The sequence below is a fragment of the Rhodococcus sp. B7740 genome, assembly GCF_000954115.1.
Classification (GTDB): Bacteria; Actinomycetota; Actinomycetes; order Mycobacteriales; family Mycobacteriaceae; genus Rhodococcoides.
The window spans coordinates 4,670,214-4,693,720 of the sequence record NZ_CP010797.1 but is presented as its reverse complement, the minus strand read 5'-3'; the positions used below and the strand labels follow the sequence as shown (position 1 = coordinate 4,693,720).

Genomic DNA, 23,507 nt, shown 5'->3' with positions numbered 1-23,507 from the left:
ATGCTCACCATTGCACGGGCCCTTCACACACTGTTCACATCCGTGGCCATTGTTAACATTCGGCATCTTCCGCACGAACGCCGAACGCTAATATCGTTCTGGGACAGTAGTTTTCACGTCATTTCAATTCGGACATACCCCCACAAAAGCGACAGTAAGGATCGAAACATGTCCGATACGGTCGACACCTCGTACGACAATTCGGCGATGGATCACGAGGAGGAGGGCTACCACAAGGGCCTCAAACCTCGTCAGTTGCAGATGATCGCGATCGGCGGCGCAATCGGCACCGGCCTGTTCCTCGGCGCGGGCGGACGCCTCGCCAGTGCCGGCCCCGGCCTGTTTCTCGCCTACGCCCTGTGCGGCATCTTCGTCTTCTTCATCCTGCGTGCACTCGGCGAGCTGGTCCTGCATCGCCCGTCGTCGGGCAGCTTCGTGTCCTACGCGCGCGAGTTCTTCGGCGAGAAGGCTGCGTTCGTCGCGGGCTGGATGTACTTCCTCAACTGGGCGATGACGGCCATCGTCGACGTCACGGCCATCGCGACGTACATGCACTACTGGGGCAGCTTCGAGGTGATCCCGCAGTGGGTCATCGCACTGATCGCCCTCGTCATCGTCATGTCCATCAATCTCGTCTCGGTCCGCTGGTTCGGTGAGATGGAATTCTGGGCGGCGATGATCAAGGTCGTCGCGCTGGTGACCTTCCTCATCGTGGGCATCGTGTTCCTCGCCGGACGCATTCCGGTGGGCACCGAGGTGCCGGGTATCAACCTCATCACCGACAACGGCGGCTTGTTCCCGTCCGGAGCATGGCCGCTGGTGATCGTGATCTCGGGTGTCGTGTTCGCCTATGCCGCAGTGGAATTGGTGGGGACGGCTGCGGGTGAGACCGAGAACCCGGAGAAGATCATGCCGCGGGCGATCAACTCGGTCATCGCTCGTATCGCACTGTTCTACGTCGGCTCGCTGGTGTTGCTGGCCGTGCTGATGCCGTACACCGCGTACCAGGCCGGGACGTCGCCGTTCGTGACGTTCTTCTCGAGCATCGGCCTGGGCGGCGCGGGCACCATCATGAACATCGTGGTGCTCACCGCCGCGTTGTCGAGCCTGAACGCCGGGCTGTACTCGACGGGCCGCATTCTGCGCTCGATGGCGATGAACGGCAGCGCGCCGGAGTTCACCAAGAAGATGACCAAGGGCGGCGTACCGTTCGGCGGCATCCTGCTCACCTGCTTCATCACGCTGTTCGGCGTCGCCCTCAACGCGATCGCCCCGGGCGAGGCCTTCGAGATCGTGCTGAACATGTCCGCGCTCGGCATCATCGCCAGCTGGGCGACCATCGTGCTGTGCCAGATACAGCTGTTCCGCTGGTCCAAGAAGGGCATCCTCGAACGGCCCAAGTTCCGGTTGTTCGGTGCGCCGTACACCAGCTACGCAACCCTGGTGTTCCTGTTCGGCGTGCTGGTGCTGATGGCGTTCGACGCCCCGATCGGCAGCTGGACCATCGCCACCCTGGTGGTCATCATTCCCGCATTGATCGGCGGCTGGTTCCTGGTGCGCACCAAGGTGCTCGCCGTCGCCGAGGAACGCCTCGGCTACACCGGTCAGTACCCGGTGGTGGCGAACCGTCCGGTCGACCCGGAGGAGTGAACCCGTGAGCGAAGGCCCCACACCGACTCGGTGTGGGGCCTTCGTCGTGTCGCGGTCAGGAAAACTTGAGCCAGCGCGATCGGCTGAACGGCGATCGGCGCGGCGGCGGTTCGGGAACTCCCGCTTTCACTGCTGCCGCCACCGCATCGCTGAGCTCGGCGCAGGTTCGGAAGCGATCCGCCGGGTCCTTCGCCAGCGCGCGTGCGACCACGGCGTCGAGGCCTCGGGGCAACGAGCGTCGACGCCGTGTCACCGACGGCGGCTCGGCCGTGAGGTGTGCAGCGGTGATGGCCAACGGCGTGGCCAGCGGATACGGCGTCCGGCCAGTTGTCAGTTCGACGAGCGTGGCCCCCAGACCGTAGACGTCGGTCTGCGCACTGAGCACTCCCCCGCGCAGCAGTTCCGGTGCCGCGTACGGGATGGATGCCATCACCGTCCCACCCGCAGCGAGCGGAGTCGCGTCCCCCAGTAGGCGTGCAATTCCCCAGTCGGACAACATCACCTGCTCGTAGCCGTCGATTCGCTCGGTGGAGACGAGAATGTTGGCCGGCTTGACGTCCCGATGCACGACGCCCTGCGAGTGGGCGTAGTCGAGTCCCTTGGCCACCTCGGCGACGATGCGCGCCGCCCGGGACACGTCGAGAGCGATCTGTCCGCGGGCGACCAGCCGCGCGGCGCTGTAGCCGTCCACGTAGTGCATCGACATCCACAATTGGTGCTCGAACTCACCGTGCTCGTGCACCGACACGATGTTCGGGTGCACCAGTTGCGCGGCGACGGCCGCTTCCATCCGAAACTTGTTGCGCAACCTCGGCGATCGAGACGCGTCCCGGTCCAGGATCTTGAGGGCTTCGAGCCGATCGTGGCCGCGTCCGAGAACCAGATACACCTCGCTCATGCCCCCGACACCGAGGCGGCGCTGCACCCGAAATCCCGCGAACTCCGAACCCGGCTGCAATCGCATCGTCATGGAATCGCCTGCCGCACAGGCCTACTCGCGCCGCCGTAACCGACGGGTGACACGATCGGACACGTCCGCAGCATCGACAGAACTGTAGTCCGTTCCAGGGCTCGAGGCGACTCGGCAGTTTCGCCACCAGCGCCGATGTCGTTTATGGTGATTACCGGTACTTGACCGAAACAAGAGAAAAAGAACGGCAAACCGATAACGGTCAGCCGATTACGGTGACTCGAGTTGTAAGGAAGTCAAGTAAGTGAAAGCAATAAAAGAAGCCTGGGGAGGCCTGCTCAAGCCGGTCTTCGTCCCCGCCTCGGTCATCATCTTCGTCATGATCGCCTTCTCCGTGATCTACGCGAGCACGGCGGCGGACTCGTTCGAAAAGCTCAACGAGGCCATCACCGCGGGCGTCGGCTGGTGGTACATCCTGGCCGCGACCGGCTTCGTGCTGTTCTCCCTGTACTGCGGCCTGAGCAAAGTCGGCAACATCCGGCTCGGTCGCGACGACGAGAAGCCCGAGTTCGGCGTCCTCTCGTGGTTCGCCATGCTGTTCAGCGCAGGCATGGGCATCGGCCTGGTGTTCTACGGCGTCGCCGAGCCGCTCTCGCACTACGTGACGCCACCCGAGGCGGGCGGCGTTCCCGGTAGCACCGACCCCGCTGCACGTCAGGCCATGGAGCTCACCCTCTTCCACTGGGGCCTGCACGCCTGGGCCATCTACGTCGTCGTCGGACTCGGCATGGCGTACATGACGTACCGCAAGGGTCGCCCGCTGACCGTCCGCTGGCTGCTGGAGCCGCTGCTCGGCCGCAAGCGCATCGAGGGTCCGATCGGCCACGCCATCGACACCGTCGCCATCGTCGGCACCCTGTTCGGCGTCGCGACCTCACTCGGGTTCGGTGTCCAGCAGATCTCCGCGGGCCTCGAGTACCTCGGCTGGGTCGAGACCACCAATTGGTTCGTGATCGTGCTCATCGCCGCCATCACCGGTATCGCCACCTTCTCGGTGGTCAGCGGTGTGTCCAAGGGTCTCAAGTGGCTCTCGAACATCAACATGGGACTGGCAGCTGCACTGGCCCTGTTCGTGCTGCTCCTCGGCCCGACACTGTTCCTGATGCAGTCCTGGGTACAGAACCTCGGCGGCTACGTTCAGGCTCTGCCCGAGCTGGCCCTGCGCACCTCGCCGTTCTCCGACGACGGCTGGGCCGGCGGCTGGACCATCTTCTACTGGGGCTGGTGGATGAGCTGGGCACCGTTCGTCGGCATGTTCATCGCGCGTATCTCCCGCGGCCGCACCATCCGTGAATTCGTGTTCGGTGTGCTGCTCGCTCCGACCATCGTCGGCTCGCTGTGGTTCACCATCTTCGGCGACACCGGGATCCTTCGGCAGCGCAACGAGGGAGATCTGCTCGACGCCGAGGGCGCGGTGAACACCGACACCAGCCTGTTCCAGGTGCTCGACGGCCTCCCGATCGCCGCGATCACCAGCGTCATCGCCATCGCGGTCATCGTGTTCTTCTTCGTCACGTCCTCGGACTCGGGATCGTTGGTCATCGACATTCTCTCGACCGGTGGGGAACTGGAAACCCCGAAGATCACCCGGGTCTACTGGGCCGTGCTGCAGGGCGTGGCCGCGGCCGTGCTGCTGCTCGTCGGTGGTTCGAGTTCACTGACGGCGCTGCAGACGATGTCGATAGCCACGGCCGTGCCGTTCTCGATAGTGCTGGCACTGGCCTGTGTGTCGATGCTCAAGGCGTTCCGCTACGACGTCGCCACCACACCGCGGTACGTGCGCGTGACCACAACCTCCGACGTCGCAGACGAGGAGCCGACGGTGTCCGCACCTGCCGCACCTCGAAAGCGTACGACGGCCGGGATCTCCACGACGTTCTCCGGACTGTCGCCGTCGCGAGAGGGGCTGACATCCTCTCGCGCCGACGGAAGCGTCGTACTGGCAGTGCACGAGGTGCCCAACGAACAGCTCGAGGTTCATCCCGAAACCGGGGCGGTCGAGTACTCCGGAGACAATGCTCCTGTCGACCCACTCGGCGGCGAAGTCTTCGACACGCAGGAGTTCGCCGACTCGGCCGAGGGCCAGAAGGACAGCAACCACACCGACTGACCGATCGATCCACCTCTGGCCCTCGCGACGCCGTCGCGGGGGTCAGAGGTTTTTCGAAGCCCAGTCGGTCAGAGCCTCCAACGACGGCAGCAGCGCCTCTCCGGACGTCGTCAGGCTGTAGCCGACGGAGATGGGTGGCCCGTCGTCGACGGTGCGCGCCACCAGGCCTGCCTTGCCGAGTTCGCCCAGTCGCTCCGACAACACCGAGTCACTGATGCCACCGACCGCGCGGCGAAGGTCCGAGAACCCCATCGGCCCGTTCATCAGCGTCGCGAGAAGAATTCCGTTCCATCTCTTGCCGAGGAAGCCGAAGGCTTTGGTCAGCGCCCCGTCGCAGGCACGAGGGTCGTGAGGCTGCTCGCTGGTGACCATACGTCCACCTTACCGAGGTGCTACAGTCCGCCTTGCTGCTTCTGAATTACTAGTGACCTCGGATATGAAAGAAGGGCTCATGTTCATCGCAACCGTCGTCGTCTCGGTTCTGCTCGCCGTCGCGCTCACGTTCTCCGCCATCGGGAAACTGACGAAGAATCCCTCCGTCATCCCCATGCTCGAACAGGTCGGCGTCCCCGCCGACAAGATCCCCTGGCTCGCCTACGTCGAAATCCTCGGAGCCGTCGGCCTGCTGGTCGGATTGGCCGTCTGGCCCATCGGCGTCGCAGCCGCGGTCGGCGTCATCCTCTACTTCGTCGGAGCCGTTGCCGCCCACCTTCGCGCCAAGGACAAGGAATTCGCACCCGCCGCCGGACTGGCCGTGTTCGCGATCGTCGCGCTGGTGCTACGGGTGCTCAGCGCCTGACCAGTCGTAATCCATCTGGCTCGCGGTGGCGAGAGCATGATCCGCTCCCGCCCACCGCGCGACCAGGTGCAACGCCAGATCCAGACCGGCGCTGATACCCGCCGAGGTCGCCAGATCGCCGTGGTCGATGTATCGAACGGCCTCGTGGACGACGAGCGCAGGCCATCGAGCGGACAGTTGCTCCAGATCCTCCCAGTGCGTGGTGACCGGGCGTGTGTCGAGCAAACCCGCTGCGGCGAGCACGAACGCACCGGTGCACACCGACGCGACCAACTCCGCACCGGGCCGAGTGCGCTGCAACCACTCCAGCACTCGGGCGTTCTTCTCGACGGCATCGATGACACCGCCGGGAATCACGACGACGTCGTATGCCCTCGGATCGTCGATCGTGGTGTCCACCCCGATCCTCATTCCACCCCTGGCGACGACCGGCCTGTCATCGATCCCCACGAGACTCACCTCGAAAGGTCGTGCACTCCCGGCACGGTCGGCCACTCGATTCGCCACCGAGAACACCTCGAACGGCCCGCACGCATCGAGTACCTCGACATCGTCGAACAAGACAATTGCAATGCTTCTGCTCATACCCTGACTTTCAGCTGCTCGTGGTCGACACGATGACGGGCACCATCACCGCGGCCATCACCGCAGCGTTCACATCCGAGACGGCCTTGCGCACAGCCGCGCCTGCCCATTCCCCCTCGGCGACCTGCTTCGCCCTCTGTTTCAGCAGCTTCTTGTCCGCATCCACTATCACCTTGTGCGTCAGGTCCACCGCCGAGATCAACGAGATCAGCGCAGCCGTGTGGGGCGACGGCGTAGTCCCGTCGACGAGCGCGCCGCGTAGGGAATCTCGCAACACCTTCTCGTGCGAGGTGTCACGAGCAGGCCACGTAGTGGTCGGGAACAGCCCCAACACCTTGGCCTTGTTCTCGGCGACGAAACCCTGGGCCACCAACCGAGCGATCAACTCCTTCGACAGATTCTTCTGCGACTTCTCGATCACCTTCTGCGGCTTCATCGGCCGCGACGCCGATGCCACGAGATCGAACACTCGACGCAGCAGGACGTCGGCGGGGGGCGCTCCTGCGACGACCACGTGATCTTTCTTCGTCTGCTCGCCGGGGCCGGTGATGCGCAACGACCCACCCATCGCGAGCTCGACCACCAGGGCACCGGCCAGCACCCGCGGTAACTTCGTGCTGTCGGCCAGCGGCTTGCCCGAGTCGTCGTCGAGCAACAGCAACAGGAGGTCCTCTGCGATCAAGGTCTACCCAGGATGTACGCGTAGTTGTGAGCCACCAGTTGCTCGAGAATCGCTATGTCCACATCGGCGAGCTTGTTCACGTACAGGCAACCTGCGCCTCGCTTGTGCTTGCCCAGGCGTTCGAGCAGTGAATCCGATTCCGGGGCGTACGTCGCGCCGTACACCGACAGATTCGCCTTACGTGGGGAGAACCCCACGACGAGACTCTCGCCCCGACGGCCACTGCCCGTCGTGTAATGGTAGGCACCGAAACCCACCATCGTCGGCCCCCACATCACCGCCGGCTGCCCGGTCACCCGACCCATCATCTCGGCCAGGGCGAGACCGTCCGCGCGGCGAACCGGATGTTCGACAGCGGCCAGAAAATCCTCGGCCGGTACATCGGTGGGTCGAGTCAGGTTCTCGTTCAATTGATCAGGGCCTGCCAGTTCGACGGCACCCGCTCACGCGGCCCGGGCACCGTCTGATCGAGCGGATGATGTTGCGGCGGAGCCAGTTCGGGGCCGTCGTACATCTGCTCGTCGGCATAGTTGTAGAACCAGTCCTCGCCGGGCTCGTAACTGCGCACGAACTGGTGCCGGGTGGACTCCGCATGCTTACTGGCGTGCTGCGACGGTGAGGAGTCGCAACACCCGATATGGCCGCACTGCGCGCACCGACGCAGATGCACCCACCACCCTTGCGTTTGCGTGCACTCCACACAGCCCGGGCCCGACGGTGGGACCTTCGGGTCGATGCCTTCGATGGTCATGTTGCCTCCTCTGTGGCCGGGTCGACGGGCAGCCGAACGATGAACCGTGTGTCGCCCGGTTCGGACACCACTCGCAGATCACCCTGGTGCTTCTTCACCACGATCCGCCACGAGATGTCCAGACCGAGACCCGTACCTTCGCCGACCGGTTTGGTGGTGAAGAACGGCTCGAAGATCCGCGACCGAATCTCCTGCGGCACACCGGGTCCGGTATCACAGATCTCGATCTGAACCTGATCCTCGTCCAACGATGTCCGCACCGTCAACACCCCCTTCTCTTTCGGGGTCGTTCCTGCAGGCTCCACTCCCGCGCCTGCCATCGCCTGCACGGCATTGTCGATCAGGTTCGTCCACACCTGGTTGAGTTCGGCTGCGTAGACCGGGATGGGCGGAACCGCGGGGTCGTAGTCCTTCACCACCCGAATCTCGTCACCGATCTTGCGGCCCAACATGATCAAAGTGCTGTCGAGCAATTCCCGCACGTCGACGGTCTGGTACGGCGCGCGGTCCATCTGCGAATACTGTTTCGCTGCACCGACGAGCGTGGAGATGCGCGTGGTCGAATCCGCGATCTCGTTCATCAACAGCTCGGTTTCGACGGTGTAGTTGAGCCACCCGATCGCACCCTCCAGCATCGTCGGATCGTCCACCGTCGCAGCAACCTTGTCGAGCCACGGCACATCCAGACCGGCCGAGACGAACGTCGGAGCCAGATCCCAACCGTCCCCGATACCCTTGTCCTCGAACCATTCTCCGAGTTCGTCCTCGCGGTCCGACGCCTCCATCGCGGTCAGCTTCGGAGCCTTGGCCACCAACTCCACGGCCTCGTTCTGCAGTCCGACCAGATGCGCCATGCTGCCGCGATCGAGAGTGCCGCCGGCGATCATCGCCAACTTCTGCCGCATGTGCGCCACCCGATTCCGCAACGCCGACGTAGCCCGCACCGCAGCAGCTGCCGGATTGTTCAGCTCGTGCGTCAACCCGGCAGACAGAGAACCCAACGCCAACAGGCGTTCTCGTTGTTCCACTATCTGCTTGGTGTTCTGATTGCCGAAGAACAGACCCTCGAGCAGGTGCAGCGCCATCGGGAACCATTCCCGCACGATGGACGCGAAGCACTCGGCGTCGAGCACGAAGAACCGGGAGCGCTCGGTCACCCGCATCGAACCCTGGTACGTCTGCGGCACCCGATCACCCAGGTACGCCTGCCAGGCACCCGCGTACACCCCCCGCTGGGAGGTCCGGTTGACCACCAGATCCTCCCCGCCCGAGAGCTTGGAGAGCACGACGGCACCGTCCATCAACACGTAGAAACACGTCGCCGGATCGCCCTCCGCGTACACCGGCCCGGGTTCGATCGTTTCGATGCGTCCGTCCCGACACAGCTCCGCCAGCTGCGAGTCGGAGAGATGCTCGAACAGGAACAGCGTCCGCAACTCCTCCGGATCACACGCGAGCCCACTCTGGTCACTCCGCGGGCTCCGCTCCTGCGCGCTCACGGGTTCGCCAGATATCTGTGCACCAACATCACGGCCATTGCTCCCTCTCCCACTGCCGACGCGACGCGTTTGGCCGAGTCGGATCGAACGTCACCGGCCGCGAAGACGCCGGGCACACTCGTCTCGAGGTGATGCGGCAGGCGAGTCGGCGTCCACCCGGCAGGTCCACGTCCGTCGGTGACGAGATCCGGCCCGGTGACCACGAATCCATGGTCGTCCCGCACGAGTACCCCGTCGAGCCACTCGGTGCGCGGCGCCGCCCCGATGAACAGGAACAGATACTGCGCGTCGACGGTCGTCGTCTCGTCGGTTGCCCGGTTCCGCAGCGTGATCGACTCGAGGTGACCGTCGCCCGACACGCCCGCGACCTCGGTGCACGGCCGAACGCTGATCTTCGGGTTCTCTTCGATCTGTTTGATGAGGTAGTACGACATCGACGCTTCGAGGGAAGACGCTCTGATCAGAATGGTCACCGACTTGGCCCCGCGCGAGAGATACACCGCCGCCTGACCGGCCGAGTTCGCGCCGCCGACGATGTAGACGTCCTGCTCGGCGCAGCGCGCCGCCTCGGTCATCGCCGATCCGTAGAACACGCCGCGTCCGGTGAAGTCGTCGATTCCCGGTGCGTCCAGCCTGCGATAGGCGACACCGGTGGACAGGATGATCGTCTGTGCACTGATGCTGCGGCCGTCGGCGAACCGTACGGTGCGCGCGGCACCGTTGGTCTCCAGGCCGACGACGTCCTGGGTGGTGACCACCTCGGCACCGAACTTGAGCGCCTGCCGCCGTGCCCGCTCGGCCAGCTGTGCACCCGACACCCCGTCGGGAAAGCCCAGGTAGTTCTCGATGCGCGAACTCTGACCGGCCTGGCCGCCGGTTGCGGTCCGCTCGATCAGGGTCGTCCGCAGACCCTCCGACGCACCGTAGAGCGCAGCTCCCAGTCCCGCCGGTCCGCCGCCGATGACGACCAGGTCGTAGAACTCCTCGGACGGCGACACCGTCAAGCCGAGCCGATTGCCGAGTTCGGCATCGGACGGTTCGATCAGCGCATCGCCCTCGGTGGTGATGACCACCGGCAACCGGCTGTCGTCCACGCCTGCGGCCGCCAGCAGCCGGGCACCCTCGGACTCGTCGGACATGTACCAGCGATACGGCAGCTGATTGCGAGCGAGGAACTCGCGGATCTCCGACGAGCGCGCAGACCAACGGTGGCCGATGATCTTGGTGTCCTCGACGGCCCGATGGTCGTAGGCACACCAGGCCTCGAGTTGGGCGTCGAGCACGGGATAGAGCTTCTCCTCGGGGGATCCCACGGCTTGAGCAGGTAGTAGTCGAGGTCGATGACGTTGATCGCGTCGATCGCGGCGTCGGTGTCCGCGTACGCGGTCAGAAGGATGCGCCTGGCCGTCGGGAAGATGTCCATGGCCTGCTCGAGAAATTCCATGCCGCTCATCTGCGGCATCCGATAGTCGGCCAACAGTATGGCGACCGGGGTGCCGCGCAGCGCGAGTTCCTTCAGCGCGTCGAGCGCCCCGGAACCGGACTCCGCACGCACGATGCGGTACTGCTCGCCGTATCGGCGGCGCAGGTCGCGGGCGACCGAACGTGAAACTCCTGGATCGTCGTCGACGCTGAGAATGACCGGTTTCATGACCCTCCAGAACTGGTGCTCACCAACGACATGAGCATGCCACCGCGTCGCCCCGAATGGGAGGCAAGCAGTCCTGGAATCAGTGGGGTCAGATTCGGCCGCGCCTGATCAGATCGAGCTCCTGCGGGGTGAGGAGTCGTTCGAGCTTCTCGGCGGGCCAGGTGCGTGGGCTGCCGCTCATCCTGGCGGTCTTCAACAGCGGGAGATCTCTGCTGGTACGACGCATTATCGACTGTAATTTCACGGTGGATCACTCCGAACAATTTCTTCGTTGGTCCCGACACTCCGCTTGCTACATCGATCAGTGTCCGCCCGGTGTTAACGCCTCGGTGGGATCTCGTGCGGCGTTTCGCAGCTCGAGACAGTTTCCTTGGTCCTCGGTCGGGGTAAACAAGAGCCCAAATCTACTGATCGGGGAACGCTAGTGAACACGTCGGGAAATGTGGCCAGTTCCGTACAGAACAACGGAGCATTCGAGAAAGCGGCGCGAGCCGGTCACTTCGTCAGCGGAGTGCTGCACATTCTGATCGGATACATCGCGGTTCGGTTGGCATTCGGCCAGGCAGGCAATGCAGACCAGTCCGGTGCACTCGCCGAATTGGCCGACAAGCCCGGCGGGAGGATTGCGCTCTGGGTGGCGGTGGTCGCATTCGTGGCGTTGGCGCTGTGGCGCATCGTCGAAGCGATCGTCGGCAAGAAGTCCGACGCCGACGCAGGCAGTGCGATGGACCGTCTCAAGGCTGCCGCGCTGGCCGTCGTCTACATCGCGTTCGCTTTCTCGACCTACGGCTTCGCTACCGGCTCGGGCAAGTCGAGCGGGCAGCAGAACGCCGGCTGGTCCGCCCGATTGATGGAATCCGGCGGCGGCAAACTCGTGCTCATTGCTGTCGCGCTGGTCGTCATCGGCGTCGGCGGATACCACGTCTACAAGGGCGTTTCGAGGAACTTCCTCGACGATCTCGAAGGCCACCGGAGCGGGGCCGTCGTCAAACTCGGCATCGCCGGATACGCCGCGAAGGGCACTGCCCTCATGGGTGCCGGACTTCTCGTCGTGGTGGCCGTTATGCAGTCCGATCCGTCGAAGGCCACCGGCATCGACGGTGCCCTCAAGACCCTCGGCTCACAGCCCTACGGTCAGGTTCTGCTGATCCTCGCCGGAGTGGGCATCGCGCTCTACGGGCTCTATGCCTTCGTACTGGCTCGCTTCGCTCGCATGTGAGCGGGAGTGGAGCCTGCGGAACGACCCCAGGTGAGCGGGAGTAGAGCCTGCGGAACGACCCCAGGTGAGCGGTACTTCGTAGTGGGCTACGAATTTCTGCTCACCTCCGTGGTCGATTGTGTCCGTTGACACATAGGATGCGCACGATTGAGTGTGACATTCAGTTGCATCTACTCACTACCAGGAGGCCCACGTTGAGCAAGACTCTCGAAGCCACGATCGACATCGCCGCGAGCCCCGAGACCGTATGGTCCATCGTCTCGGACCTGCAGCGCATGGGTGAGTGGAGCCCGCAGTGCAAGAAGATGAAGGTCTTCGGCGGACCGGTCGGCAAGGGCACCAAGACGCTCAACGTCAATCGCAAGGGGATGCTCGTCTGGCCCACGACCTCCAAGGTCGTCACCTTCGAGCCCAACCGTGAACTCGCGTTCCGCGTCGTCGAGAACAAGACGATCTGGTCCTACACCCTCACACCGACCGCGACCGGAACGACCGTGGTCGAGAAGCGGGAGGCACCCAGCGGCACGTCGGCGGTGTCGTCGTTGCTGGTCAAGCGTGTCCTCGGCGGCATCGACGAGTTCGACGTCGAACTGGTCGAGGGTATGAACAGCACCCTGCGCCGCATCAAGGTCGAGAGCGAGAAGCTGGGAAGAAAATAATTCTTCTCAGGAAGGTTTCAGGTTTGTTTCCCTCGGGCATCCGACGTTTCGACAAGCAAACGACACGAACGGAAAGTGGGGGCAACACATGTTGGGTCTCGGATTCATCGGCTGGATCATCATCGGCGGACTCGCAGGGTGGATCGGCAGCAAGATCATGAAGACGGATGCTCAGATGGGCATCATCCTGAACATCGTCGTCGGCGTCATCGGTGGCCTCATCGGTGGATACCTGCTGAAGGTCTTCGGCGTCGACGTCGAAGGTGGCGGACTGATCTTCAGCTTCATCACCTGCATCCTCGGCGCAGTCATCCTGCTGTTCCTGGTCAAGCTCGTGACAGGTCGCAGCCGCGTCTGATCGACTCGCAGCTCCCGACTGCCGGGGCACCTCACGTACGCTGTGAGGGCCTCGGCAGTCGTGCTTTCACGCCTCGATTGCTTCCGGCATCACGACCTGCCGACACCTGTCCGACGAAAAGTTAGAGGAGACCGTGGCACGCCGTCCCGCCCCGATTGGTCAACCGCCCCGCACTGGAGCGGCTCACATCGTCGACCTGGTCCGTGAAACGGTTCCACCGCTCCACCCCGCAGGCCTGCCGTTCGTCGGTGGTCCGCTCGCCGTCGCCGTTCTCGGCCGCCGATCCAAGTGGGTTCGCAACGCCGGCCTCGTCGCCGCCGGAGCCTGCGCCACCTTCTTCCGCCACCCGTCGCGGGTGCCACCGAACCGCCCCGGCGTCGTCGTCGCTCCCGCCGACGGCCTGGTCACCCTCGTCGATACCGCCGTCCCGCCCGCCGAGCTCGATCTGGGCTCGCAGCCGGTTCCTCGCGTGAGCATCTTCCTCTCGGTCCTCGACGTGCACGTCCAGCGCGTTCCCGTCGCCGGTCGAGTGGTGGAGGTCGTGCATCGCCGAGGCCAGTTCAAGTCCGCAGACCTTGCCGAGGCCAGCGAGGTCAACGAGCGCAACAGCATGCACGTCAGGACCGACTCCGGTCAGGACGTCGCCGTCGTGCAGATCGCCGGTCTCATTGCTCGACGCATCATCAACAACGCCAAGGTGGGCGACGCCCTGTCGATCGGCGACACGTACGGCCTGATCCGATTCGGTTCCCGCGTCGACACCTACTTCCCCGCGGGCACCACACTGCTGGTCGAACGCGGTCAACGCGCCGTCGGCGCCGAGACGGTCCTCGCCGAGCTTCCACAGTAGAAACCGACATGATCACCAGACGCGCCAAGCCGCCTGCTGCCATCCGTCTGCTCCCATCCGTCGTCACGATTCTCGCGCTGTGCTCGGGCCTGTCCGCGGTCAAGTTCGCCCTCGACGGGCAGCTCGGCACTGCGCTGGCCATGATCGGTGCCGCTGCGATACTCGACGCGTTGGACGGCCGCATCGCTCGACTGCTCGACGCCACCAGCAAGATCGGTGCCGAACTGGACTCGCTGTCCGACGCCATCTCGTTCGGTGTGGCCCCGGCTCTGGTGCTGTACGTGACACTGCTCGAGGGCAGCAGCGGCGGCTGGATCGTCGCACTGGTCTACGCCGTGAGCATCGTGCTCCGTCTCGCGCGCTTCAACACTCTGCTCGACGAGGACGACACGCCTGCCTACGCGCGCGAGTACTTCACCGGAGTTCCTGCTCCCGCCGGAGCGCTCATCGCCATGGCACCGATCGCGGGCTTCGAGCAATTCGGCGACGGTTGGTGGGCCTCGTTCTACGTGGTCGCCGGGTGGTCGATCCTCACCGCCGGTCTGATCGTCAGCCGCATCCCCACGTTGGCGCTCAAGACGGTCTCGGTGCCGCCGCGGCTCGCCGCGATCCTGCTGGTGCTCGTCGCGCTGCTCGCCGCCGCGCTCATCACCTTCCCGCTGATCCTGCTGATGGGCTTGGTGCTGGCCTACCTGGTGCACATCCCGTTCGCGGTGCGCTCGCAACGCTGGACTGCCGCGCGCCCGTACACCTGGGACGCCAAGCCTGCCGAGCGCCGCGCAGAGCGTCGGGCCATCCGACGCGCACCGGGCAACAATCGCCGGTCGCAGGCTCGTCTGGGACTGCGTCGACCTCGCAGCTAGTGTCTCGCCGCTACTGCAGGGAGTGGAGCCTGCGGAATGACCCCAGTAGATTGGGTGTGTGACCGAATCTCGCTCGACGACGCCTGAGCTCGTTCTCACCGCCCGCCTCAACACCTCGGCCGCCGATGCCCGACGCGGCGTCGTCCGCCTGCATCCGGAAGTTCTCGCGGCGCTGGGCCTGCGAGAGTGGGATGCCGTGTCGCTCATCGGTTCTCGTCGCACGGCTGCCGTCGTCGCGGCGGCACCCGACGGATCGCCCCAGGGCACCGCACTACTGGACGACGTCACGCTCTCCAACACCGGCCTTCGCGAAAATGCTTCTGTCGCAGTCGGACCCGTCACCGTCTACGGAGCCAGGACCGTCGCGGTGACAGGCTCCGCGCTCGCCACCGGTTCCATCTCCGACGCCACCCTGCGCCAGGCTTTGCTGGGCAAGGTGCTGACGGTGGGCGACACGGTCTCGCTCCTCCCCCGCGATCTCGGACCCGGCACCTCGACCACATCGGCGACGCAGGCGCTGTCGAGAACGTTCGGGGTTGCGTGGACGACCGAGCTGTTGACGGTCTCGGCCGTCGACCCGTCGGGTGGGCCGGTGAGTGTGCAGCCCAATTCGGCGGTCGGGTGGGGCTCGGGCACCGTCACCGCTGCACAGCCGCAGGCCGCGTCGCGTCCCGCGCCGAAGTCCGCAGCACCGCCGGTGAGCGCGGCGGATCTGGTGGGAGTGAGCGTCCAACAGTCGAAACTCACCGAGTGGCTACGGCTGGCGTTGGACGAGTCGGAGTTGTTGGCGACTTTGGGCGCATCGCCGCATCTGGGAGTGTTGATCACCGGACCGGGCGGGGTCGGTAAGGCGACGTTGGCGCGCGCGGTCATCGGAGAACGCGCATGCGTCGTGCTGGACGGACCGTCGATCGGCGCGCTCGAGGCCTCGGCTCGGGTGGATTGGGTCACCGCGGCGGTCGACGAACTCGCCGGCTCCGGGGTTCTGCTGATCACCGACGTCGACGCTTTGCTGCCCTCCGTTCCCGAGCCGGCGTCCACGTTCGTCCTGGACGTACTGCGCCGGGCCGTCGACACTCCCGGTCTTGCCCTGATCGCGACGACGGCTCATCCGGAGGCAACAGATCCCCGGCTGCGCGGTCAGGACCTGTGCGATCGGGAGCTCACCATCACCCTGCCCGACGCGTCGGGCCGCAAGGGATTGTTGGAGCATCTGCTGCGCAAGGTTCCGCAGGGCGACGTCGATCTGACCGAGATAGCTTCACGGACACCGGGTTTCGTGGTCGCCGATCTGGCCGCACTGACGCGGGAGGCGGCACTGCGGGCGGCGGCTCGCGCATCGAACGATTCGGCCGCGGCCTCGTTGACGCAGGACGATCTGGTGGGCGCTCTTCAGGTGATCCGTCCACTCTCGCGATCGGGTAGCGAAGAACTGGCCATCGGCAGTCTCACGCTCGACGACGTCGGCGACATGGTGGAGACCAAGCAGGCACTCACCGAGGCGGTGCTGTGGCCGCTGCGTCACCCGGATTCGTTCGCGCGCTTGGGAATCGAGCCGCCGCGCGGAGTTCTGCTGTATGGCCCGCCCGGCTGCGGCAAGACGTTCCTCGTGCGGGCGCTGGCCAGTTCCGGGCAGCTCAGCGTGCACTCGGTCAAGGGCGCGGAACTGATGGACAAGTGGGTGGGATCCTCGGAAAAGGCTGTGCGAGAACTGTTTCAGCGTGCACGCGATTCCGCTCCCTCGCTGATCTTCCTGGACGAGGTGGACGCGCTCGTACCCCGACGCGGCCAGAGCTCGGATTCCGGCGTCGGCGACCGAGTGGTCGCGGCGCTGCTGACCGAGCTCGACGGCGTCGAACCGTTGCGCGACGTCGTCGTGCTCGGGGCGACCAACCGACCCGACCTGATCGATCCCGCCCTGTTGCGCCCCGGCCGCCTCGAGCGCCTGGTGTTCGTGCCGCCGCCGGATTCCGATGCCCGCGTTGACATCCTGAAGGCATCGGGCAAATCCATCCCGCTCGCCGAGGACGTGGATCTGGAGTCGCTGGCGCGCGATCTCGACGGCTACTCCGCGGCCGACTGCGCAGCCTTGCTGCGTGAGGCCGCGTTGACGGCGATGCGTCGGTCGATGGATGCGGCCGACGTCACCGCCGCCGATGTCGCCGCCGCTCGGGCGACGGTGAAGCCGTCACTCGATCCCGAGCAGGTGGCGCATCTGCGGGCCTACGGGTCGTGAACGGAAACTCGTAGCAGGCTACGAAGTTCTGCTCACCCGCGGCGAAGCCGCTCTCACTTCCAGCGGCCGAGGATCTCCTCTGCCCGCTTGGCCAACTCCATCTGAAAGATCGGTCCGAAGCTGATGCGACCGACACCGAGGGATGCGAAGTGCGACAGATCGCCTTCGGCCGGGTTGGCGATGGCGTTGATGGGCAGCGGAAGTTCCTCGGCGAGACGCTTGTAGTCGGCGTCGTTGTGGAATCCGACGGGGTAGAGCGAATCGGCTCCGGCCGCGGCAGCCAGCTTCAGACGCGCGATGGCGCGGTCGACGCGGTCGCTCTCGTCGCCGATCGCCTTGACGAACAGGTCGGTGCGGGCGTTGATGACCACGTGCACGTCGGTGGCGTCGGACGCCGCGCGCAGTGCTCCGACGAAGTCGGCGTGTTCCTGCGCTTCGCGCAGGCGTCCGCCTTCGCTGTGCACGGTGTCCTCGATATTGAGGCCGACGGCTCCGACGGAGATGAGGCCGTCGATCAGTCGCTTGGGGTCCTCGCCGTAGCCGGCTTCGATGTCGACCGACAGCGGCACGTCGACGGCGGCGGAGATCTGCGAGATGCGGGCGAGCAGTTCGTCGAAGGTCATGCCTTCGTTGTCGGGCTTGCCGATGGAGTCGGCGACGGGGTGGCTTCCGACGGTCAGCGCGGTGAAGCCTGCGGACACGGCCAGATTGGCGGACCAGGCGTCCCACACGGTCGGCAGTACGACCGGGTTTCCGGGCTTGTGCAGCTCGAGCAGGGTGGTGGCTTTCTGGGACAGGTTCGTCATCGGGACTCCTCAACGGTGGCCGGTGGAGAACGTTCGTTCTCTCGGTTCCCAACGTACCCGCTTCAGTCGATCAAATCGAGCGCTCTCATCCGGTCGAACACCATCAGTGATCCCGGAGCGACGTCCGGCATCGCTGCGTACTCGTCACGGGTGAAGTATCTGATCTCTGCGATCTCGCTGGTCGGCGTCGGCTCGTCGGCCAGATCGGCGAGGAAACACGTGAGCTCGAGTGGGGTGCCCGCCGGGTGCCCCCATGCCTGACACTCGAACACCCCGAGCAGCCGGGCACCCTTGACCGACGCGTCGAGCTCTTCTCTGATCTCCCGATGGAGGGCTTGCTCGGGTGTCTCGCCGGGGTCGATCTTTCCGCCCGCCATGTAGAACGCGGATTTGCCGGCCGATCGCGTTTGGATCATTCGGCGATTCCGGACGTACGCCAGCCCGGCGGTCCGAATGATCCTCGATCCGCTCACGACAACGCGCTCCCCTCGACCGGAGTCACCGCGACCGTTATGTACCGCTTGGCACGCGTCCGACCACGCAAAGTAAAGTGGACATCGACAACTCACGGCTGCCGTTCGGCAACCGGTTCGTACTTCTCAAAGCCTCACATCGAATTTCACACGGACTTCGCACACCCTACTCATCGCCGCCCTACGACCACCGCTCGGTTTGACCGCCGATGCGACCGAGACGACGGAGTGACTTTTGCTCGCCATTCTTCTTGCGCACGCCGCCGCCGCGCTGCTCGCGCCGCTTCTCGTCCGGTGGTGGGGTCGCAATGCGTTCTTCCCCCTCGCTCTCGTTCCTGCGCTGAGCCTGATCTGGGTATCGGGCAACTGGAACACCGATCAGAAGTTGAGCATCGAGTGGGTCCCCGGGTTGTCGATGAACATCGACATGCGATTCGATTCCCTCGCCGCCATCATGTCGCTGCTGGTCCTCGGAATCGGTGCCCTGATTCTGCTGTACTGTGCGCGCTACTTCGAGGACGACGAACCTCGGCTCGGGCTGTTCGCCGCCGAGATGGTCGCGTTCTCCGGTGCGATGTTCGGCCTCATCACCAGCGACAACATGCTGGTGCTCTACATCTTCTGGGAAATCACGACGGTCCTGTCGTTCCTGCTCGTCGGTCACTACGCCGAGCGTGCCTCGAGCAGACGCGCAGCCACTCAGGCGCTGCTCGTCACCACCGCGGGTGGCCTGGCGATGCTGGTGGGCATCATCATCCTCGGCCAGGTCTCCGGTACCTACAACCTCTCCGAGCTGGTCGCGAACGCGCCGGGCGGATGGTTGCCCGGTGTCGCGATCGTGCTGGTCCTGATCGGTGCACTGAGCAAGTCGGCCATCGTGCCACTGCACTTCTGGTTGCCAGGAGCCATGGCCGCACCGACGCCGGTGAGCGGCTACCTCCATGCTGCCGCGATGGTCAAAGCAGGCATCTACCTGGTGGCGCGCCTGGCCCCCGGGTTCGCCGATTCCGGCCCGTGGCGCGCCACCGTGATCAGCCTCGGACTGCTGTCGATGATCCTGGCCGGTTGGCGAGCACTGCGGGCATTCGACCTCAAGCTGATCCTCGCGTTCGGAACCGTCAGTCAGCTCGGCTTTCTCATGGTGTTGGTCGGCATCGGTTCGGAGAAGGCGATGCTCGCCGGCCTGACGATGGTGATCGCGCACGCGATGTTCAAAGCGGCGCTGTTCATGGTCGTGGGCATCGTCGATCACACCACCGGCACCCGCGACATCCGCAAGCTCGCCCACCTGGGCAAGAAGGCTCCCTGGCTCGCCGCGATAGCGGCGCTGGCCGCGGCCAGCATGGCCGGACTCCCGCCGATGCTCGGGTTCGTCGGCAAGGAGACTGCGTTGTCGGCCGTGATCAGCACGCCGACGCTCGATCCCGTCGTCGCGGCCGTCGTCGTCGCGGGCCTGGTGATCGGCTCGATTCTCACGGTCACCTACAGCATCCGATTCGTCTGGGGCGCGTTCGCACGCAAGCAGCTCAAGCGTCCGAGTCCGTCGGTCAGGGCGATGCATGCACCGTCCGCACTGTTCCTGGCTGCACCTGCTTTCCTGGCGGTTCTCGGCGTGATCGCCGGATTCGGATCCTCGATCGTCGACCGCATCGTCAGTCCCTACGCCCGCACCCTCCCGTCGTACGGCCAGGAGCCCTACCACCTGGCCCTCTGGCACGGATTCAACCTTCCGCTCGCGCTGACGGTCGTCGTCGTCACCGGCGGTGTCGGGCTGTTCATCGCCCACCGGGTCGTCAACCGGCTCAAGTTCGAGCATCCCCCGCTCGGCAATGCAGACCGCATCTACGACAACGTGCTCAAGTACATGGATGCCCTGTCCATCCGCCTGACCGGCACCACCCAGCGCGGTTCGCTCCCCCTCACCCAGGGCACGATCCTGCTGACTCTGGTGCTGCTGCCGATGATCGTGTTGCTCGTCGGCCAGGACTCCGGCCTGGACTACACCCTGTGGAACACCCCGTTGCAGCTGGTCATCGGCGTGATCATGATCGCCGGTGGCCTCGGGGCCACGGTGATGCGCAACCGCCTGGCCAGCGTCATCCTCGTCGGTCTGACCGGCTACGGCTGCGGCGTCATCTTCGCCATTCACGGCGCACCGGATCTGGCGCTGACCCAGTTCCTCGTCGAGACTCTCACCCTCGTCGTGTTCGTGTTGGTGCTGCGCAAGCTGCCGGCCGAGGTCGACGATCGGGGCTCGGCCGGTTCGCGCGGCCCCCGCGCCGTGCTGGCCGTCGCCGTCGGAGCGACCGTCAGTGTGCTGGGCGCATTCGCGATGAACGCCCGAAACACCGCCCCGGTGTCGCTGCTCCTGCCGGACGCCGCCTACGACCTGGGCGACGGCAAGAACGTCATCAACGTCATCCTCGTGGACATCCGCGCCTGGGACACCCTCGGCGAGATCTGCGTTCTGCTCGTCGCGGCGACGGGCGTGGCCAGCCTGGTCTTCCGCAACCGCCGGTTCGGCAGCGCTCCGCGGGTGTCCGACGCCCCCGCATCGTCCTCGGATGCGAATTTCGCCGCGGAGACGACGTGGTTGCTCGGCGGCGATCTGATCGATCCGCGACATCGCTCGTTGATTCTCGAGGTCACGACGCGATTGATCTTCCCGACGATCATGGTGCTCTCGATCTACTTCTTCTTCTCCGGCCACAACGCCCCCGGCGGCGGTTTCGCCGGTGGCCTCACCGCCGGACTCGCGCTGGTGCTGCGGTACCTGGCGGGTGGGCGCTACGAGCTCGGCGAGGCAGTGCCGATCGACGCCGGCAAGATCCTCGGTCTCGGGTTGATCTTCGCGGCCGGTACCGCGGTGGCGTCGATGTTCCTCGGAGCGCCTGCGTTGTCCTCGGCGACGTTGGAGGTGACGTTGCCGATTCTCGGCGACATCAAGTTGGTCACCGCATTGTTCTTCGACCTCGGTGTGTATCTCATCGTGGTCGGGTTGGTACTCGACGTGCTCCGTAGTCTCGGTGCCCGTCTCGACGCACAGGTGGAAATGCAGAGCCAAGGCCGAGTGAGCGCCCCATGACCGCAGATCTCGGAATGCTGATCATCACCGGTGTTCTCGTCGCATCGGGTGTGTATCTACTGCTCGAACGGAGCATCACCAAGATGCTGCTCGGGCTGCTGTTGTTCGGCAACGGCGTCAATCTGCTGTTGCTGACCGTCGGCGGGCCTGCGGGGGCACCACCCATCGTGGGTCGCGACAACGCCGTCAATCAGGAGATGGCCGATCCCCTGGCCCAGGCGGTGATCCTGACGGCGATCGTCATCACGATGGGTATCGCCGCGTTCGTCCTGGCGCTGGCGTACCGGTCGTTCACTCTCAACACCAAGGACGACGTGGAGAACGACCCCGAGGACACCAAGGTCTCCCGGCGTCGCTCGATGGCCGAGGCCCCCGACCGCGACCGCTCGGACGACCCGGTGACGGGCGAGCCGAGCTTCGGGGGCGACGCGTTCGACTCGAAGGGCAACCCGATTCCGATCGAACAACTCGTCAATCGCGAGGACCTCGAATGCTACGAGGACCTGCACGACGGTGATTTCGACAACGACGACGACGATCCGCAGGTGCGCGGGCTCGACGGAATCGACACAGCCGAGAAGGACGACAGCAGGCCACAGAAGAAGGGAGACGACCAGTGACGATCTCCCCAGGAGTGATCGACGTTCTGACTCCGCTGCCGGTACTGATTCCGATGTTGGCGGCGGCGCTGACTCTGGTGCTGGGTCGACGTCCCCGCGCTCAGCGTTTCATCACCCTCGTCGCGCTGACCGCTGTGGTCGCCATCTCGTCGGTGATGCTCTACCTCGCCGATCGCGACGGCACCAGCGCACTGCAGGTCGGCGGCTGGGACTCCCCGCTCGGCATCTCCCTCGTGGTGGACCGCCTGTCGGCGATGATGCTCGTCGTCTCGTCGATAGTCCTGCTGGCCGTCATGGTCTACTCGATCGGTCAGGGCATCCGTGACGGCAGCGAGAACCAGCCCGTCTCGATCTTCCTGCCGACCTACCTCGCGTTGACCGCAGGTGTCTGCAACGCGTTCCTCGCAGGGGACCTCTTCAATCTGTTCGTCGGCTTCGAGGTGTTGCTCGCGGCGTCGTTCGTGCTGCTGACCCTCGGCGCGAGTGCGGACCGGGTACGCGCGGGCGTGTCGTACGTGATGGTGTCGATGGTGTCCTCGCTGATCTTCCTGATCGGCATCGCGCTGGTGTACGGCGCAACCGGAACGCTGAACCTGGCCCACATCGCGGTACGGATGGACGACATCAACCCAGGAACGAGGACCGCGATCTTCGCAGTCCTGCTGGTCGCGTTCGGCATCAAGGCCGCGGTGTTCCCACTCTCGACGTCGCTGCCCGACTCCTACCCCACCGCCCCGGCACCGGTCACCGCCGTGTTCGCCGGCCTGCTGACGAAAGTCGGTGTGTACGCGATCATTCGCGCCCACACCCTGCTGTTCCCCGACGGCTCGCTCGACAACGTACTGATGGTCTGTGGCCTGCTGACGATGCTCGTCGGCATCCTCGGTTCCATCGCACAGAGCGACATCAAACGACTGCTCTCGTTCACCCTCGTCAGTCATATCGGCTACATGATCTTCGGCGTCGCGCTGTCGACGCAATCGGGACTGTCCGGCTCGATCTACTACGTCGCCCACCACATTCTGGTGCAGACGACACTGTTCCTCGTCGTCGGTCTCATCGAGCGTCAGGCCGGCTCGTCGTCTCTTCGACGCCTCGGTGGTCTGGCTGCGGCCAGCCCGGTGCTGGCGATCGTGTTCCTGGTGCCGGCCCTCAATCTCGGTGGCATTCCGCCGTTCTCGGGCTTTATCGGCAAGGTCGCACTGCTGCAGGCCGGTAGCGAGCAGGGCAGCGTGTTGGCCTGGTTGCTCGTCGCGGGCGGAACGGTCACCAGCTTGCTGACGCTGTACGTCGTCGCCCGTGTGTGGACCAAAGCGTTCTGGCGTGCTCGCGCCGACGCCCCCGAGGGCGACCTGGCGGACAACAGCCCGTCCGCGCTGCTCGACGACTCCTCCGATATCGCGTTCGGCGATCGCGAGGACGTGGGCCGGATGCCGGCCTTCATGCTGATCCCGACGATCGGGCTCGTTGCCGTCGGCTTGGCCATGACGGTGTTCGCGGGACCCATCATCGACATCAGTGATCGCGCCGCGGCCGACCTTCGTGATCGATCGGTGTACATCGATGCGGTGCGCGGAGCGGAATTCGTCGGAGATCAGGCCGCCGAGCAGGCTCGCGGAGACGAGGAAGGCACTCGATGAA

The 23,507-nt window shown here is 65.1% G+C and carries 21 protein-coding genes and 1 pseudogene; 12 read left to right on the top strand and 10 right to left on the bottom strand.

The features are described from left to right. The first annotated feature begins 168 nt into the window (after positions 1–168). A complete protein-coding gene (locus NY08_RS21925; RefSeq protein WP_032393792.1) occupies positions 169–1,650 on the top strand; it encodes an amino acid permease in 1,482 nt (493 codons plus the stop codon). A gap of 55 nt (positions 1,651–1,705) precedes the next feature. Here the strand turns inward: NY08_RS21925 and NY08_RS21920 are convergent, their stop codons facing one another. Continuing rightward, positions 1,706–2,620: a serine/threonine-protein kinase gene (locus tag NY08_RS21920; protein WP_045198773.1), complete on the bottom strand. Its 915-nt coding sequence runs from the start codon at positions 2,618–2,620 to the stop codon at positions 1,706–1,708. A gap of 244 nt (positions 2,621–2,864) precedes the next feature. On the opposite strand from NY08_RS21920, the gene NY08_RS21915 reads away from it, so the two are divergent. Further along, complete coding sequence (locus tag NY08_RS21915) at positions 2,865–4,730, top strand: BCCT family transporter (RefSeq protein ID WP_200893144.1); 1,866 nt, start codon at positions 2,865–2,867, stop codon at positions 4,728–4,730. A 42-nt stretch (positions 4,731–4,772) separates the two neighbouring features. Here NY08_RS21915 and NY08_RS21910 read toward each other — a convergent pair whose 3' ends face one another. Continuing rightward, on the bottom strand, positions 4,773–5,102 hold the full coding sequence (locus tag NY08_RS21910; protein WP_045198771.1) for a winged helix-turn-helix transcriptional regulator: 330 nt from the start codon (positions 5,100–5,102) through the stop codon (positions 4,773–4,775). A 79-nt stretch (positions 5,103–5,181) separates the two neighbouring features. Between NY08_RS21910 and NY08_RS21905 the strand changes: the two genes are divergently transcribed. Next, the gene (locus NY08_RS21905) at positions 5,182–5,529 is read left to right on the top strand and encodes a DoxX family protein (RefSeq protein ID WP_045198769.1); all 348 of its coding nucleotides are present in this window, start codon (positions 5,182–5,184) and stop codon (positions 5,527–5,529) included. Here the strand turns inward: NY08_RS21905 and NY08_RS21900 are convergent. From NY08_RS21900 to NY08_RS21875, 6 genes and pseudogenes are all read right to left on the bottom strand, one after another. Then, a complete protein-coding gene (locus tag NY08_RS21900) occupies positions 5,509–6,114 on the bottom strand; it encodes a DJ-1/PfpI family protein (RefSeq protein WP_045198767.1) in 606 nt (201 codons plus the stop codon). The genes NY08_RS21905 and NY08_RS21900 overlap by 21 nt on opposite strands. 10 nt (positions 6,115–6,124) lie before the next feature. After that, positions 6,125–6,796 (bottom strand): GOLPH3/VPS74 family protein, encoded by a 672-nt coding sequence (locus NY08_RS21895; RefSeq protein WP_045198765.1) that lies wholly within the window; start codon positions 6,794–6,796, stop codon positions 6,125–6,127. Next, a complete protein-coding gene (locus NY08_RS21890; RefSeq protein WP_045198763.1) occupies positions 6,793–7,206 on the bottom strand; it encodes a DUF1801 domain-containing protein in 414 nt (137 codons plus the stop codon). The genes NY08_RS21895 and NY08_RS21890 overlap by 4 nt, the downstream gene beginning before the upstream one ends. After that, positions 7,203–7,547, bottom strand: coding sequence for a UBP-type zinc finger domain-containing protein (locus NY08_RS21885; protein ID WP_045198761.1), 345 nt, complete (start codon positions 7,545–7,547; stop codon positions 7,203–7,205). Before NY08_RS21885 ends, NY08_RS21890 begins: the two co-directional genes overlap by 4 nt. Continuing rightward, entirely contained in the window at positions 7,544–9,046 is a 1,503-nt protein-coding gene (locus NY08_RS21880) for an ATP-binding protein (RefSeq protein WP_045198759.1), read from the bottom strand. Before NY08_RS21880 ends, NY08_RS21885 begins: the two co-directional genes overlap by 4 nt. Continuing rightward, positions 9,043–10,697: pseudogene (locus NY08_RS21875) on the bottom strand (FAD-dependent oxidoreductase). Before NY08_RS21875 ends, NY08_RS21880 begins: the two are co-directional and overlap by 4 nt. 442 nt (positions 10,698–11,139) lie before the next feature. Between NY08_RS21875 and NY08_RS21870 the strand changes: the two are divergent. The 6 genes from NY08_RS21870 (at position 11,140) to NY08_RS21845 (ending at position 16,882) form a co-directional block, all read left to right on the top strand. Continuing rightward, entirely contained in the window at positions 11,140–11,916 is a 777-nt protein-coding gene (locus tag NY08_RS21870) for a DUF1206 domain-containing protein (RefSeq protein WP_144407482.1), read from the top strand. A 194-nt stretch (positions 11,917–12,110) separates the two neighbouring features. Further along, positions 12,111–12,575 carry an SRPBCC family protein gene (locus NY08_RS21865; RefSeq protein ID WP_045200944.1) on the top strand — a complete coding sequence of 155 codons (465 nt, stop codon included), beginning with the start codon at positions 12,111–12,113 and terminating at the stop codon, positions 12,573–12,575. Between the two features lie 88 nt (positions 12,576–12,663). Next, positions 12,664–12,933 carry a GlsB/YeaQ/YmgE family stress response membrane protein gene (locus tag NY08_RS21860; protein ID WP_045198755.1) on the top strand — a complete coding sequence of 90 codons (270 nt, stop codon included), beginning with the start codon at positions 12,664–12,666 and terminating at the stop codon, positions 12,931–12,933. A gap of 133 nt (positions 12,934–13,066) precedes the next feature. Beyond that, the gene (locus NY08_RS21855; RefSeq protein ID WP_045198753.1) at positions 13,067–13,783 is read left to right on the top strand and encodes a phosphatidylserine decarboxylase; all 717 of its coding nucleotides are present in this window, start codon (positions 13,067–13,069) and stop codon (positions 13,781–13,783) included. Between the two features lie 8 nt (positions 13,784–13,791). Beyond that, the gene (locus tag NY08_RS21850) at positions 13,792–14,646 is read left to right on the top strand and encodes a CDP-alcohol phosphatidyltransferase family protein (RefSeq protein ID WP_032394133.1); all 855 of its coding nucleotides are present in this window, start codon (positions 13,792–13,794) and stop codon (positions 14,644–14,646) included. A 58-nt stretch (positions 14,647–14,704) separates the two neighbouring features. Further along, positions 14,705–16,882: an AAA family ATPase gene (locus tag NY08_RS21845; protein WP_045198751.1), complete on the top strand. Its 2,178-nt coding sequence runs from the start codon at positions 14,705–14,707 to the stop codon at positions 16,880–16,882. Between the two features lie 53 nt (positions 16,883–16,935). Here NY08_RS21845 and NY08_RS21840 read toward each other — a convergent pair whose 3' ends face one another. Together NY08_RS21840 and NY08_RS21835 are read right to left on the bottom strand one after the other, a co-directional pair. Continuing rightward, entirely contained in the window at positions 16,936–17,688 is a 753-nt protein-coding gene (locus NY08_RS21840) for an isocitrate lyase/PEP mutase family protein (protein WP_045198748.1), read from the bottom strand. Positions 17,689–17,750: 62 nt separating this feature from the next. After that, positions 17,751–18,146 (bottom strand): NUDIX hydrolase, encoded by a 396-nt coding sequence (locus NY08_RS21835; RefSeq protein WP_442970851.1) that lies wholly within the window; start codon positions 18,144–18,146, stop codon positions 17,751–17,753. A gap of 250 nt (positions 18,147–18,396) precedes the next feature. Here NY08_RS21835 and NY08_RS21830 point away from each other — a divergent pair, with 250 nt between their 5' ends. The 3 genes from NY08_RS21830 to NY08_RS21820 are packed head-to-tail and all read left to right on the top strand — an operon-like array spanning position 18,397 to position 23,506. After that, complete coding sequence (locus NY08_RS21830; protein ID WP_045198746.1) at positions 18,397–21,246, top strand: Na+/H+ antiporter subunit A; 2,850 nt, start codon at positions 18,397–18,399, stop codon at positions 21,244–21,246. After that, a complete protein-coding gene (locus NY08_RS21825; protein WP_032393775.1) occupies positions 21,243–21,866 on the top strand; it encodes a Na(+)/H(+) antiporter subunit C in 624 nt (207 codons plus the stop codon). The genes NY08_RS21830 and NY08_RS21825 overlap by 4 nt, the downstream gene beginning before the upstream one ends. Further along, positions 21,863–23,506: a Na+/H+ antiporter subunit D gene (locus tag NY08_RS21820; RefSeq protein WP_045198744.1), complete on the top strand. Its 1,644-nt coding sequence runs from the start codon at positions 21,863–21,865 to the stop codon at positions 23,504–23,506. Before NY08_RS21825 ends, NY08_RS21820 begins: the two co-directional genes overlap by 4 nt. Position 23,507 lies beyond the last annotated feature (1 nt).

Excerpts from the sequence above, each read along its gene's own strand:
- NY08_RS21850 (WP_032394133.1), top strand. The coding sequence starts at position 13,792 with ATGATCACCAGACGCGCCAAGCCGCCTGCTGCCATCCGTCTGCTCCCA.
- NY08_RS21825 (WP_032393775.1), top strand. The coding sequence starts at position 21,243 with ATGACCGCAGATCTCGGAATGCTGATCATCACCGGTGTTCTCGTCGCA.
- NY08_RS21840 (WP_045198748.1), bottom strand. The coding sequence starts at position 17,688 with ATGACGAACCTGTCCCAGAAAGCCACCACCCTGCTCGAGCTGCACAAG.
- NY08_RS21905 (WP_045198769.1), top strand. The coding sequence starts at position 5,182 with ATGTTCATCGCAACCGTCGTCGTCTCGGTTCTGCTCGCCGTCGCGCTC.
- NY08_RS21920 (WP_045198773.1), bottom strand. The coding sequence starts at position 2,620 with ATGACGATGCGATTGCAGCCGGGTTCGGAGTTCGCGGGATTTCGGGTG.
- NY08_RS21885 (WP_045198761.1), bottom strand. The coding sequence starts at position 7,547 with ATGACCATCGAAGGCATCGACCCGAAGGTCCCACCGTCGGGCCCGGGC.
- NY08_RS21925 (WP_032393792.1), top strand. The coding sequence starts at position 169 with ATGTCCGATACGGTCGACACCTCGTACGACAATTCGGCGATGGATCAC.
- NY08_RS21910 (WP_045198771.1), bottom strand. The coding sequence starts at position 5,102 with ATGGTCACCAGCGAGCAGCCTCACGACCCTCGTGCCTGCGACGGGGCG.
- NY08_RS21860 (WP_045198755.1), top strand. The coding sequence starts at position 12,664 with ATGTTGGGTCTCGGATTCATCGGCTGGATCATCATCGGCGGACTCGCA.
- NY08_RS21900 (WP_045198767.1), bottom strand. The coding sequence starts at position 6,114 with ATGAGCAGAAGCATTGCAATTGTCTTGTTCGACGATGTCGAGGTACTC.